The 13,816-nt window shown below is 44.4% G+C and carries 8 protein-coding genes; 3 read left to right on the forward strand and 5 right to left on the reverse strand.

The genetic code is table 11. The features are described from left to right. Nucleotides 1-51: 51 nt before the first annotated feature. The gene (locus A3IE_RS0112145) at nucleotides 52-5,979 is read right to left on the reverse strand and encodes an alpha-2-macroglobulin family protein (RefSeq protein ID WP_020395892.1); all 5,928 of its coding nucleotides are present in this window, start codon (nucleotides 5,977-5,979) and stop codon (nucleotides 52-54) included. Nucleotides 5,980-6,194: 215 nt separating this feature from the next. Here A3IE_RS0112145 and A3IE_RS20590 point away from each other — a divergent pair, with 215 nt between their 5' ends. Next, on the forward strand, nucleotides 6,195-7,145 hold the full coding sequence (locus A3IE_RS20590) for a CPBP family intramembrane glutamic endopeptidase (protein ID WP_020395893.1): 951 nt from the start codon (nucleotides 6,195-6,197) through the stop codon (nucleotides 7,143-7,145). 4 nt (nucleotides 7,146-7,149) lie between these two features. Here A3IE_RS20590 and A3IE_RS0112155 read toward each other — a convergent pair whose 3' ends face one another. Both A3IE_RS0112155 and A3IE_RS0112160 read right to left on the reverse strand, forming a co-directional pair. After that, complete coding sequence (locus A3IE_RS0112155) at nucleotides 7,150-7,803, reverse strand: class II aldolase/adducin family protein (protein WP_020395894.1); 654 nt, start codon at nucleotides 7,801-7,803, stop codon at nucleotides 7,150-7,152. Between the two features lie 5 nt (nucleotides 7,804-7,808). Beyond that, on the reverse strand, nucleotides 7,809-8,354 hold the full coding sequence (locus tag A3IE_RS0112160) for a chorismate--pyruvate lyase family protein (RefSeq protein WP_020395895.1): 546 nt from the start codon (nucleotides 8,352-8,354) through the stop codon (nucleotides 7,809-7,811). A gap of 166 nt (nucleotides 8,355-8,520) precedes the next feature. On the opposite strand from A3IE_RS0112160, the gene mtgA reads away from it, so the two are divergent. Both mtgA and A3IE_RS0112170 read left to right on the forward strand, forming a co-directional pair. Then, the gene (gene mtgA, locus A3IE_RS0112165; protein ID WP_020395896.1) at nucleotides 8,521-9,252 is read left to right on the forward strand and encodes a monofunctional biosynthetic peptidoglycan transglycosylase; all 732 of its coding nucleotides are present in this window, start codon (nucleotides 8,521-8,523) and stop codon (nucleotides 9,250-9,252) included. A 162-nt stretch (nucleotides 9,253-9,414) separates the two neighbouring features. Further along, nucleotides 9,415-10,785: a DEAD/DEAH box helicase gene (locus A3IE_RS0112170; protein WP_020395897.1), complete on the forward strand. Its 1,371-nt coding sequence runs from the start codon at nucleotides 9,415-9,417 to the stop codon at nucleotides 10,783-10,785. Nucleotides 10,786-10,978: 193 nt separating this feature from the next. Here A3IE_RS0112170 and A3IE_RS20595 read toward each other — a convergent pair whose 3' ends face one another. Continuing rightward, nucleotides 10,979-11,731, reverse strand: a complete 753-nt coding sequence (locus tag A3IE_RS20595) for a hypothetical protein (protein ID WP_020395898.1) — start codon at nucleotides 11,729-11,731, stop codon at nucleotides 10,979-10,981. Between the two features lie 130 nt (nucleotides 11,732-11,861). After that, nucleotides 11,862-13,640: an aspartate--tRNA ligase gene (aspS, locus tag A3IE_RS0112180; RefSeq protein WP_020395899.1), complete on the reverse strand. Its 1,779-nt coding sequence runs from the start codon at nucleotides 13,638-13,640 to the stop codon at nucleotides 11,862-11,864. Between the last annotated feature and the right edge of the window lie 176 nt (nucleotides 13,641-13,816).

The following is a 13,816-nucleotide window of genomic DNA, read 5'->3' on the forward strand; positions in this document are numbered from 1 at the left end:
CTTAGAAAAAGCTTCAGTCTAGTCAGAAACTAGACTGAAGCCAAGACGTGCTTAGTTGGTTAACTCAATTTCCGGTGTTGCAGGTGCTGGAGCAGGTGTGGGCGTTGCAAGCGTTTTGACTATACTCAAGGGCATTCCCATCGAGCGGGCGCGTTTGCTAGGTTCATACATGGCTTCCGCACTGATCGCAGGGAAGTAGAACTCACCTAGAAACGCCGCATTTACTTTAATCGTTACGCTTTGCGTGGCATCCTTTTTCAAATCAAAGTAGCTCAACACCCGATCATCACGTACATCTTGATAACTCAAACCTGCTTTTTGGGCTGGTTTGCTCAAGTCATTAGTCACGTTGGTGTTGGCAGTTTCGCTAGTGTTTTCCGTGGCCGTTTCAGTGGTAGCTGTGCTAGTTTCTGTTGACGCAGCATTTTCACTTTCACCTTCAGCCGCATTCTCACCCTCACTTTCTTCACTAGAGGCTTCAGTCGTTGTGCTAGTTGCTTCAGTGTCAGCTCCCTCATTAGCATTAGGCTTTGCTTCAGACTTGGACTGAGGGGTGTCACTTTGCACAATTTCTACACCAGACGGTAGCAGAGTACTTAAGGCAATATGGCGTAGGTCATAGCCACTGGTATTTTTCACATTCACGGTCAAGGTATAGTCATCACCTTGTTTTAAGGCCAAGGGTGCACCTGTGGCAGTTTGTGTGTCCCAAAGCGTTTGATCCGTCTTATCTTTCAAGCTAGCTTGTAATTCCAAACCTAGGTTTTCTGCTTGTTCATTACCCATCACTGCAATACCGCGTGTAGTCACAGTGGCGTACAATTTATGAGCGGTATCATTGCGAACATTGATAGCCAAGGCAGTATCGCTAGGTGGTAAGAGCTGACTTAATAAGCTTTGCGCCGCATTCAAGGCAAGCGGTGAACCTTGGTTCACAGTCAATTGCGCCTGAATCGGCTGATTTTGTGCTTTAAGATAATGGGAAACCGACATCAAGGCCCATGCCAAATCATGCGTATTAAAGTTAGCTGCCTTGTCGCTACCCAGCTCTTGGGCAATCTGCTGTACTAAAGATTCGGCATCTTGTAACTTACCCAAGGTCAGCAAGGTTTCTAATTGCAAACCTAGTTGCCCCAAACGGTGATTGAAATTTAAGTCTGGGGTTGGATTAAGCGTTGTTGTGGGCGCTAAACCGGCAGTTATTTGTTGCGCCGCTTCTTGCTGACCTGTTTGGCGATAAGCCGCCGCTAATAACCAGCGTGCTTGTTCATTCGCTTTGCCAGATTCGCGTAAACGATTCATTGCCCCCATCTGAGGCTTGCCAGCCGCCGCCAACACATACAAACGATAGGCTTGAACAGCTGAGGTGTCACCCGAGCTTCCAGCGGTCCATTGTTGCGCCTGATTGATTTGATAATTCAACCAACCCGTTAATAACCCCATCGGCACGTTATAACCGAGCTTTTGAGCTTCCACGAGGAAATGACCTGCATAAATGCTAGCCCAATCGTGTGCTTCATTCGAACCCGGCCAATACATCAAATTACCACTCGCAGCTTGGTAGTCATTCAGCTTCAGAATCGCTGCTTTAATATGCTTTTCTACTGCTTTTTGACGATTTTCGTCCAGCTTCAATAAAGGCGATAAGAATAATTGTGGGAAAGCGGCTGAAGTGGTTTGCTCCAAGCAACCGTGCGGGTATTGCACCAAATAATCCATATGGCGCTCAAGGTTCATACCAGGCAGGGCAGAGACTTCTAAGACGCTCTGATTACTACCCGCCAAACCATGTGGCTTTAGGGTATGGTTCCAGTTCGCTTTTGGCTCAATCACAGCTTGTGTACTGCGTGAGCTAGGCAAGTTAGGCGCTTGAATATCAATATTCACTTCATGGCTACTCGTGAAAGCACCACTGGTAGCAGTGAATTTTAATTTGCCTTGCGCAGGGACAGCACCTGCTTTGAGTTGAATAGTTGCTACTTTTTCACCAGGGCCCGCAAAGTTCACGCTGACAGGCGCGACCTTGCCAGTAAAGGCTTTATCCACCTCAGCGCTTAGTTGCACATCCTTAACCTCAGATGTTCCAGCAAATACCGTGAGTGGGACATTCACGGTTTCATTGATTTTTAACGTACGAGGCAACGAGGACAACATCATTAAAGGTTGGCGTACAAACACTGATTTTTCCGCCTTACCATAAGCGGTATCTTGGGCTGCAATCAGCATGACACGTACTGAGCCTAAATAAGAAGGCAAATCGACCGTATGTTGCTTGGTTTCACCGGCTGCTAATTGGAAAGCGCCCAAGAAGCGTACCACGGGCGGGAAGCGTTTGGGCTTGGCTGCGGCATCATCAATCTGTGCTTCATCACCCCCACCCAATGCTAATAAGCGTTCAAGTTGGCCGCCATAAGCTCCAATCACATCATCGAATAAATCCCAGGTTTTAATGCCCAGTGCTTCTTTGCGGAATAAAGCTTTTTTGAGATCAGGTGTTTCAAAACGGGTCAAACCTAATAAGCCCTCATCGACTACGGCTAAAGTATAACTCATGGCTTTGCCCGATTGTTCGCTTACACTAAAGGTTTGGGTACTTTCAGGCTTCCATTCATCCGGCAGATTTAAGACCGGCTGCAAGGTCATGGTCGGATTTTCGACGGTCAAAGGAATAATGCCGTACAAACGAATCGGACGGTCATTTTTCTTATCTTTGTGAGGCTGTAATAAACTGATGCTCACATATGCATTCGGCGCCATGTCAGCAGTAATAGACACTGGCACTTGGGCGCGTTTACCATCAAATTCAATCCAACGCTGTTCTAAAATGCGACTGCTATTTTCGACAGTTAATAAGGCGCGACCAGCATCTGCTTCCGGCAATTGAATTTGTGCGGTTTCACCAACTTGGTAAGTGGCTTTATCACTCGCAAAACGTAACATCGCCGCGGCACCACTACTGTCTTCTTGCGCACGACCCGCCCAGCCCGGCCAATCGACATATAAGGTTTTGCCGGTGCAGTGCTGACCTTGCATATCGCACGCCCGAATTAAATAACGTCCCCAGTCGGGATATTTAATTTGGAACTTCCAAGTGCCACGGCCATTGGTGGTACTAATAATAGATTGTTGTAATTTGCTGCTGTGGCTAGCATCCGCATATTCTGCTAAAGAGTCAGCGGTTTTATCCCACCACCATTTCCACTCAATTTTATACAGCGTGACTTGGATTTGAGATAAGGCGACATCATTTCCCTCTGCATCAATCGTCGCAATATCCACCGTGTGATCCTGATCGGTGAGCAACATATTGCGCTCAGCGTCACCCTTTGGCAGTTTGATGCCTACATAATGTTGGAAGGGGTGATAATCCATCGTCTGTTTAGCAATACTGAAGCCGCCACCTTCTTCATGGACGCGACTCGTAAACCATGCACTCAACATCCCTGGTGCCGCTTGCTTGGGTTGGAAGTTTTTGCTGAATTCTAATTTGCCTGTTTCATCCAAACGGCCTTCCACTAATTGCTGGTCTTCACTGTCTAAACGGCGCGTCGGATCGTCAAAGCTGTAATCGGTATAGCGTTTAAATTCGGTCGTCTTTTCGCGTAAACGTACACTGACATCAGCTTTCAAGTTACTGGCTGTGCCGCCATGTAACCATTGTGAAAATAAAGTGGCAGGTGGCAAGTCTTTATAACCATACAGCACTTCAGTGGGATAATTCAGTTCCACTTTCAAACGATTCGGGCGCACCGTTTCAATTTTGAGTGTTTTATCAAATGTACTTCCCCCTAAGCGTGCTTTGACTAGCCAATTGCCGGTTTGATCGTGTTCGTTAGTACGTAGCTTAAAAGTATAAAACGGGCCAACAGGGGCTTTATTAGTGATAACTTGCTTAACCTTGCCCATAGGATCGATCAATTGCACAGTCACAGGATGAGCCTGTGGTAAGCTTTTCAGACGATCTTGCAGCACAAAGGTCAGAAAAATATCATCGCCCGGACGCCAAACGCCCCGTTCACCATACAAATAGCCTTTCACGCCTTTTTGCAAGCTCTCACCGCCGACATCAAATTGGCTGGTTGCTAGGGTAGTATTGGCATTCAATTTTAAATAGCCAGTATCTTCACCTTGTTTAGCGACTAATAAGAAAGGCGTTGCAGTCAGGGGTAATGTAGCGAAGCCTTGTGCATCACTGGTGCCTATCGCTAAACTGCGGCCTTGATAATTGCGAACCTCAAAGTTCACACCGCTTGCTGGCGTGGCGGAACGTAAATCGGTGGAAATAATATGTAAAGTGCCATCCGCTTCTTGTTTAGCCATTAAGCCCAAATTGCTCGCCATAAAATTATGGCCGCTAGTGACTTTTTCACTATTGTAATAGTAATAGCTGTCATGGCAGGGATTGCCGCGTTCTTCCCAGCTATAGCTTGAACCATCCTCAGAAGCATTAGCATAATAATCCGAAATACCATCCCAGCCGCTCGCATTACCCCCTTCATTCTGATCATAATTATCCAGCGGCTTATCGCTTGTGCTCGGTACTGGGGTTCCGGCGGGGCATTTATAAGTCGAATGACGACGGTCGACCGCCATTTCTAAACGGTATAAAGTCCCCGGTTTTGTTTTGAGCAGTTGGGTCGCATCTAACGTAAAACGATTCCATTGATTGGGATTGGCGCTACTAATAGGAATCGTTTTGCGCCATAAATAACGCCCCACCCGCTGGGTTTCACTCGAATCATTCAGTGCATTTACTTGTAAAAATTGCGGAATGTTTTCCGGATAAATCTCAAAAGCACTAATTTGCACCGCATTCACGGCTTGGGTTTCAATCGGAATTTCCAAGGTTTGATTGTCAGGTAATAAACTACCCCGTCCGACAAAACGTACCTGTGGCTTTGCCCCTTCTAAGGATACCGTTTGCTCAAAGCGCTCGGTTAATTTGCCCAAGGCCATCTCAGAGGCTTGGATACCCGCCTGAATAATCAGTTTATATTCGCCCGGTTCTAAATCTGCGCTGGGGTAAACTAATAAACGGTTGCCTTCGATCTGCGTGCGAATCTTGTCACTGCCAAATTGAACCAGTCCACTCAAATCTTGGCTAGGACTTAATACATCTGAAAAAGTGATGGCGATGCGAGGTTTGCCATCGGTTTCAGTTTGCTCGGTTTGCACACGCGTGAGGCTAAAGGTTTTTTGGCTGGGGACTTTGACCACTTTTTCGCCCGCAACGGTTTTGCCTTGCGCATTCAGTGCCTTGCCGTCCCATTTCACCATTAAATCCGTCGCAAACGTTTCCCGTGGAATACCGACTACCGTGAAGCGATGTTCTGTACCATTAGGATTATGATCCCAAACCACGGCTAGGGTTTTATTTTGGACTTGTGCTTGTAAAGACTTTTCCACTAGCTCATTCGGTGCAAAATCGGAGGTATAGACCGCGCCTTCTAATTGCATTTGATTGGCCACATTCGGCATCGGTGCTAAGCCTTTCGTTTGCACATCTAACTCTAAGCTGGGTGTTTTAAAAGCAAAATCAATCGGCTGTAAATCGCTTGGTAAATTCAACAGCCCTTTGGGCTTGAGCGTGAGGGTATAAACTTGTGCGGAAGCGAGTGGTGCATCAGGCGTGAAACGAATGCTACTTAAAGCGTCGAAGCTGGCTTTGCCCTTGACGGCAGGATTGAGGCTAATATAAGCATCTGCCGAGCTGCCGAGTTGCGCGGCTTCAATAATAGGCTGACGAAACGTAAGCAGCAAAGGCTCATTACGCCCCGTAATGCTTTTCGGGCGTTGACTGAGAATCTCGGATAATTGCCGCGATTGATCGATCACTTTAGCAGTTTCTGCAGGGTTAGGGGCAGCCGTTGCTGCGGCTTGGGCTTTGGCGGTGCTGGTGTCGTCGGATTGGCAAGCCGTCAATAAACTGACACTTAACAATACCGGCCATAACCATTGGGTAAAAGGTTTAGCTCTCATGTTCGTTATTCTCTGGGCGGGACGGGCGTATAAAGTTCTCGCAAAACTTCATAGTGTTATCATGCTACTATGAGCTTAGTTTAGTGTATGAGTCGGGAATGCGGGAGATCGTTCCATAAATATTTTAATGTTCTAGCCAATTATCTACAGAATTGTCTTGCTTCAGGCTGACTCATCTATACTTCAACGATTTTCCACTTCAGGAACGTCAATTCATGAACCATCTGGAACTAGCCAAGTTAGGTAAAAACGATTGGTGGCGCTATGTATTAGGGATTTTGATTATTGGAGTGATGTGGCAGGTAGTCGGTGGGATTCCCGTCATTGCCTTAGCTATACATTTAATGGCAGATAATGATCCCAATACTAACTTTATTGAAGCAACAGCGCGTTTCGAAGGTATCAGCCCCTTAGTGAGCTATATTGCGATTAGTTGTATGTTCATAGGCATGTTAGGTGGAATTTATTTAGTAGTTAAGTTTCTCCATTGTAGGCAATTCGTTACTCTCATCACCGCTAGTAAGAGGATTAATTGGAGGCGTTATTTTCAGGGTTTAGGGGTTTATTTTGCATTAATGCTTATTATGAGTATTGGGAGTTATTTATTTAATCCTACTGATTTTAAGTTCAATTTAAATCTATCAGCATTTCTAATGTTCTTGCCTTTTGTTCTAGTATTGACACCCTTGCAAGCCTCTGTTGAGGAGCTGCTTTTTCGAGGCTATCTTTTGCAAGGAGTAGGGGTATTAATCAAAAATAAACTGATCGTTGCAATAGCATCTGGGATACTGTTTATGGCTCTTCATTTAAAAAATCCCGAGGTTAAGATTAATTTTATTCTCATGCCGTTAACTTATTTCACTATGGGATTTATTTTTGCTTTAATAACACTAAGAGATAATGGTCTTGAGTTGGCAATGGGTGCACATTCAGCTAATAATCTATTCTTATTTGTTTTTATAAACTATGATAAATCAGCGATTGAGTCTCCGTCCATGTTTGTCACTGTGGCACCAGAACCATTAGTAGCATTAGTTGGTTTTATAATTCTGACAGCTATATTTTATGTTGTTGTCTATAAAGTATTCGGTGAGCGCAAAGATGATTCAAAAAATTGGCAGCTAGCACAAGAGGGAAAAGAGCCTCTTGTCACTGTAAAGGCATGAGCTTTTACTCTTGCAAGCCATAGCCTGAGAATTGTTGTCGTGCTGCCTCGATTTCGCTATCAGTAAGCAAGATTGGTTCACCAAATTGCAGGGCATAGAGATACTGTTTGGCTAAGGTTTCCAATTCCTGAGCCAGCCACATGGCTTTGGGCAAACTTGTGCCTAAAGCAATCATGCCATGATTGGCCAATAAGCATCCTAAACGATCGTGTAAAGCTTCCAGCGCCAGTTGTGATAATTGCGCTGTGCCAAAAGTCGCATAATCGGCACAGCGAATATCCTTCCCACCGAATAGAGCAATCATGTAGTGAATCGGGGGAATAGGGCGGCGTGTCATGGATAAAGCAGTCGCAAAACTAGCGTGAGTGTGTACGACGGCATTAATTTCTGGTCGGCTCTTTAAAATATCCAAGTGAATACGCCATTCGCTCGAAGGCTTAAATGACCCTTGCCATGAGCCATAACCTTGCTGTAAATGGATTTTAGCTAAGTGCTCAGGTTCTAGGGTTTCATAAGCACGAGCTGATGGAGTAATGATTAGGCTATCATGATAGCGTACCGAAATATTGCCGGAAGTACCTTGATTTAAACCATTGGCATTCATCCAGCGTGCTTGTTGGATAAGACCTGTGCGTAATTGATATTCTTCCTGATCCATAACATTTACTCGGTTCTAAATTGCAACGCAGGTAGAAAAAACTCACTCACCAGTAAGGGTTTAGCTGCGCCACTGAATAAAGCCTTTCTTCCCCATAATAATGTAGGTAGCGTAGTTATTTCTCGCACTTGATCAAATAATTTCTCTTGTGTTGCTAAAGCAGCAATTTCTACTGTATGGCGTTTTAAAACCGGTTCAGTGAATAGCCAATGCCCTAAAGGACGGCTCCCTAATTCGCGTAATTCAGCATAGCGTCCGTGTAGAGCGGCTTCTGGTAATAATGAGTAAGCGAAAATCAAAGGCGTATCACCATCACATAATAGAACTTCACGCTGTAAAACCAACTCATTTTGCACTAATTGCAATTCAGGTTGGAGTTGTTGATTTTCCACCAATTCATGTCTTAACACCTCCACTCTAAAATCATGAGTACAAAGGCTTTTTACGCGTTCAGTCATCGAGTTCGGCTCATTAAGCCAAGTGATTAGCCAATTGGGAATGGCTGGGTGTTCTTCGAATGTTTTCCAGTACGCCGAAAATAATAAATCCATAAATCTGTGGTCTTAAAAGAAAGTGCGCATATTAACACAAGGGATGCTGGGAAGCGGTGGCTTGGCAATCGACAAAATTTAAGCAAAGCGCTACTATGTCGCGCCATCTTTTTTGTGAATCTGCGCCCTGTTTTTCATGTATCTAGCCTAAAATCAAGGAGTTTGAGTGAGATTACCTCGACCACAATGGCGTTGGTTGCATTGGCTATGGCGCATTCCTTTGGCTTTATTATTAATTATTATTCTTTTGTTATTGCTGTGGCGCACTCAACCGCTTCCAACGACCGCCTTTATGTTGCAGCAAAGTATTGCTGCACGTTTTGATGATTCGATTCCCACAGTGCGTTATGAGTGGGTAGATCGCTCACAAATGCCCGACCATGTGAAACTGGCAGTCATAGCGTCAGAAGATCAACGTTTTGCGCTGCACGATGGAATTGACACGCAAGCTACGCAAGACGCTATTGAGGCTGCACTAGCCGGAAAAAGTAGTGGCGGCGGTAGTACGATTACGCAGCAGGTCGCTAAGAATATCTTTCTGTGGGGCGGACGTAGTTATATTCGTAAAGGGCTAGAATGGGGCTTAGCACTTTTAATTGACGCTTTATGGAGTAAAGAGCGTATTTTGGAGGTGTATTTGAATATTGCGCAGTTTAGTGCGGCAGATTATGGGGTAGGTGCGGCCAGCCACGATTTATTTAAAAAACCCTGCAATAAGCTTTCGCCTCGAGAGGCTGCTTTATTGGCAGCGGTTTTACCAGCCCCCACACAATTTAATGCAGCTAAACCTTCTGCTTATATTCAAAAGCGCCAACGCCAAATTTTGCGCCAAATGCGTTTATTAGGCGGTAGTTCGTACTTCGATCAATTTCCAGAACAGTTTTCTGAGGAGCAGTAAGTAGTGCGATATCATCTGGTGTGATGTCTAGCGTAAGATGGATGGTAGCTCGCTTCAGTTGAAGACGTAAAAAGTGGTCAAAAAATAGCTGCTCAGTAGTGATTTAAATTTAACTTGCGAATAAAGTCTGAGCTTTATTGGGGATTATGATAGGCTCATGCCATGGAAAAATTATACTTAAGTGATACACGGTTTGATCAGCTTGCTATCGACAAGCGTATTTTGAGCTCTTTGCAGGAAGCTGGTTTTGAGCGTTGCTCTCGCATTCAAGCGGAGACTTTGCCCCTTGCGTTGCAAGGCAAGGATGTCACTGGGCAGGCACAAACGGGCACTGGAAAAACAGGCGCTTTTTTAGTAGCCGCTTTTCAGCGTTTATTGACAGAGCCTTTAGAAAATCCTGAGGCTGGCTCAGTACGTTGTCTAATTCTGGCTCCTACTCGTGAATTAGCCATTCAAATTGCCCGTGATACTGAAGCCTTAGGCAAAAATACCGGTTTACGCAGTGTGCTAGTGTATGGTGGCGCAGGATATGAGAAACAACGCCGCCAATTTGAAGAAGCTGTCGATATTTTAATTGGCACGCCCGGTCGAATTATTGATTATTGGAAGCAAGGTGTCTATCACTTTAAACAAACGCAAGTATTGGTGCTAGATGAAGCCGACCGTATGTTCGATATGGGCTTTATTCAAGATGTGCGCTTTTTGTTGCGCCGTTTGCCAGCACCAGAAAAACGTTTAAGTATGTTATTTTCCGCGACTTTATCGCAGAAAGTTCTAGAACTTGCCTATGAACATATGAATGCGCCTAGCTCAGTGCAAGTCGAAACAGAGTCCGTTAGCGCCGATAATATTGCTGAGCATGTTTATTTCCCAGCGAATAATGAAAAGATTCGTTTGCTAATTGGCTTAATGCGTAAATTACAACCCTATCGTGCGATTATCTTCGTTAATACAAAACATAATGCCGAAAAAATTGATAATTTCTTGCGTACTAATGCCATTTCGGCTGCGATGATTTCAGGTGATGTGCGTCAAAATAAACGTGAACGTTTATTAAAAGAATTTGGTGATGGGAAATACCAAGCTTTAATAGCAACCGATGTAGCGGCTCGGGGGTTACATATTCCCGATGTTAGTCATGTCTTTAATTTTGATTTACCCCAATTAGCCGAAGATTATGTGCACCGTATTGGACGTACTGCTCGTGCGGGAGCTTCGGGGGAGGCGCATAGTTTTGCTTGTGAAGATACAGCGTTCTATTTACCGGATATTGAAGAGTACACTGGTAAGGCAATTCCTGTTAGATCAATAGACATAGAACTTCTACCGGAATTAAATCGCCCTGACGCATCACAGCGCCATGATCGCCCACCTCATGGGCGCGATAACAGGCATCAGGGTTCACGTCAACGCGCGCGAACTGAGGTGCAAGCTAGTCAGCGTAAAGTTCAGGAGTTATTACCTGCTGAGAATGCGACTGTACCTGCAACAAAAAGACCTAGGCGGAGAAATCGTAAGCCATCACAGCCTTGAATACTTGTAAACAGTAAAGACATATTGTTTTTCAAGAACGTATCTTTTTGATGTAGCTAGGATTAATACATCTCTTGCGAAAGTATATTTATTGATCGATAAATCAATAATTTAGCAAAACAGTCTCGACTTTCGCAAGAGGCCTAATTACTGTGACTTTTGCCCTCGGAGCGTCAACTCTTCTAAATCATGATCATTTTTTTGTTTTTTTAATTAGTTTCTCCATGTTTTCGAGTGTTTCTTGACCCGTGTATAGTGTTTTATCCATACTATAAATAGAGAAATTGTCTTGCAGTTTATTATGGTTTAGATCAGTCGATGTGGAAAGCCAAGATTCATAATAGTATCTGGTTTTAGGGTTTGGGTTAGGGTGTTCTAGGGTTCTAATATAGCTTGATCGAGCCCACCAAAAGTTATACCAAATCCAGCCACCTTTGATAACTTCTCCTTGCTGATTCAATTCCCAGCCTGGAAACAGTCCTATTTTATTAATATCTTTATTTTCCTCGAAGATTTTAACAAGCGATTGCCATTTGTTAAAAGTATAATGGGTCAGCATCTCTTTTTTATTACTTCTTTTATCATTTTCATGACTAATACCCTTGGTATGGAAGTAAATTAAATAATCGTATTTATGCTCTCTAGCAAGATTCCAGATATAATTTATTCCCCAATATTCAAATTTATTTTCCTCATGAAACTCAATAGTTTTGTATAAATGTTTTCGATTTTTAAAGAAGCCCTCTACTTCAGAAACTTTGAATGGGTTTGATACTACAATATGAAGGTCAGAGGCTGATAAAATATCAGTTTTTTTTAGATCATTAAGTTGGTTTGCTATAAAGAGCTGCCAATCTTTAAGAGGATTTATATAAGCAAAGTATACAATAGCAGTGCTATTGATTTTTTTAGGGTTTAAAAAGTCTTTGATTTTTTTGAAAGGCATTTATAAAACCTATATCCTTCAAATATTTTGTAGCCTTAGCTAAAATTATAGGTCAATTTTTAAAACTGCTCAGTTATTTTTAAAAATAAAGCCATCTTTCTGATGGCCTTATTTTTTAAACAATCACGGTTTATGCGCTATCTTTTTCTGGCAGAGTTACCCGAATATTTAATTCGCGTAGTTGGCGCATACTCACGGGTGCAGGTGCGTCGGTTAATGGGCAGGCGGCTGTTTGCGTTTTGGGGAAGGCCATGACATCGCGAATTGATTGGCTGCCTGTCATGAGCATAATCAAACGGTCTAAACCGAAAGCTAGGCCGCCATGTGGAGGGCAACCGTATTTAAGAGCATTGAGTAGGAAGCCAAATTTTTCTTCGGCTTCTTCTTTGCTGATCCCTAGTAAACTGAAGACTGCGCTTTGCATTTCTGGACGATGAATACGGACTGAGCCACCACCAACTTCGGTGCCATTCAGAACCATATCATAAGCGATAGATAATGCTTTGCCTGGGTCGGCAGCTAATTCTTCTGGCGTACATTTGGGTGAGGTGAAGGGGTGATGCAAGGCTGCCCAACGTTTTTCTTTGTCGTCGTATTCAAACATGGGGAAGTCCACTACCCACAACGCAGCCCATTCAGAAGTAAGCAGTTTGCGGTCGTGACCTAACTTAATGCGTAATGCACCAATAGCATCGTTGACGACTTTGGCCTTATCTGCACCGAAGAAAATTAAATCGCCTGTTTGGGCACCCGTGCGCGCTAAAATGCCTTTTACGACGTCTTCAGGTAAAAATTTCAGAATTGGCGACTGTAGGCCCTCTAAGCCTGCTGCAAGATCATTGATTTTGATATAAGCCAAGCCCTTCGCACCATAGCGACCGACGAAGGCAGTGTAGTCGTCGATTTCTTTACGACTTAAATCGCCACCTTTGGGTAAACGCAAGGCTACTACACGGCTATCAGGATCTTTGGCGGGTGCGGCAAACACTTTGAATTCTACCGCTTGCATCAGGTCGCTGACCTCTACGAATTCGAGTGGAATACGCATATCAGGCTTGTCAGAGCCGAAGCGGAACATCGCCTCTTCATATGTCATGTGGGGGAATTGTGCAGGCAACTCCACATTCAACAAGTTTTTAAACATGCTGCGAATCATTTCTTCCACCATGCCCATAATCTGATCTTGGGTCATGAAGGAGGTTTCAATATCGAGCTGGGTAAATTCAGGCTGCCGATCGGCACGCAAATCCTCATCGCGGAAACAACGCGCAAATTGGAAATAACGATCCATGCCGGACATCATTAACAATTGTTTAAATAATTGTGGTGATTGCGGTAGGGCAAAAAACGAACCCGGATGCGTACGGCTCGGTACTAAATAATCGCGCGCACCTTCTGGCGTGGCTTTAGTCAGCATCGGCGTTTCAATATCAAGGAAGCCATTTTCTTCCAGATAACGACGCATAAAGCCAGTCGCTTTCGCACGTAATTGCAAGCGTTGCTGCATTTCAGGGCGGCGCAAATCAATATAGCGATAGGTTAGGCGCTTTTCTTCGTTTACGCCTACTTCATCTAATTGGAAGGGAGGCGTTTCGGCGGCATTGAGGATTTCAAGGTCTAAGCCTAACACTTCTACTTGTCCACTACGCAAATTGTCGTTGGTGGTACCAGCAGGGCGTTTACGGACGCGGCCTTGGATTTTTAGGACATATTCATTACGCACGCGCTCTGCATTGGCAAATACCTCGGCGCGATCAGGATCGAATACTACTTGCACCAAACCTTCACGATCGCGCAAGTCAATGAAAATAACGCCCCCATGGTCGCGGCGACGATTGACCCAACCGCACAGAGTGACTTCCTGATCCAGCAGGGACTCGTCTACCTGCCCGCAATAATGACTACGCATGTTGTTATTCCTATAAATTCCAGTATGTCGGCGTTAGCACACAAAGGCGGAAATGGTAAGGCTTGTGCCGCTTCTGTGCAAGCTGCAAAGCGCAGGAAGCCTTGATCTAATCTTGGTAATCCTGCTTTTCCGATGGTGTAGACGATATTGGGTTTAAGCTAGCTTAGAGAAATAAA

It is taken from the genome of Thiolinea disciformis DSM 14473, from assembly GCF_000371925.1.
GTDB lineage: Bacteria > Pseudomonadota > Gammaproteobacteria > Thiotrichales > Thiotrichaceae > Thiolinea > Thiolinea disciformis.

What these genes read in the sequence shown, in the direction of transcription:
- A3IE_RS0112145 (WP_020395892.1), bottom strand. Translation starts at nt 5,979, where the DNA reads ATGAGAGCTAAACCTTTTACCCAATGGTTATGGCCGGTATTGTTAAGT.
- A3IE_RS20590 (WP_020395893.1), top strand. Translation starts at nt 6,195, where the DNA reads ATGAACCATCTGGAACTAGCCAAGTTAGGTAAAAACGATTGGTGGCGC.
- A3IE_RS20595 (WP_020395898.1), bottom strand. Translation starts at nt 11,731, where the DNA reads ATGCCTTTCAAAAAAATCAAAGACTTTTTAAACCCTAAAAAAATCAAT.
- A3IE_RS0112160 (WP_020395895.1), bottom strand. Translation starts at nt 8,354, where the DNA reads ATGGATTTATTATTTTCGGCGTACTGGAAAACATTCGAAGAACACCCA.
- A3IE_RS0112170 (WP_020395897.1), top strand. Translation starts at nt 9,415, where the DNA reads ATGGAAAAATTATACTTAAGTGATACACGGTTTGATCAGCTTGCTATC.
- aspS (WP_020395899.1), bottom strand. Translation starts at nt 13,640, where the DNA reads ATGCGTAGTCATTATTGCGGGCAGGTAGACGAGTCCCTGCTGGATCAG.
- A3IE_RS0112155 (WP_020395894.1), bottom strand. Translation starts at nt 7,803, where the DNA reads ATGGATCAGGAAGAATATCAATTACGCACAGGTCTTATCCAACAAGCA.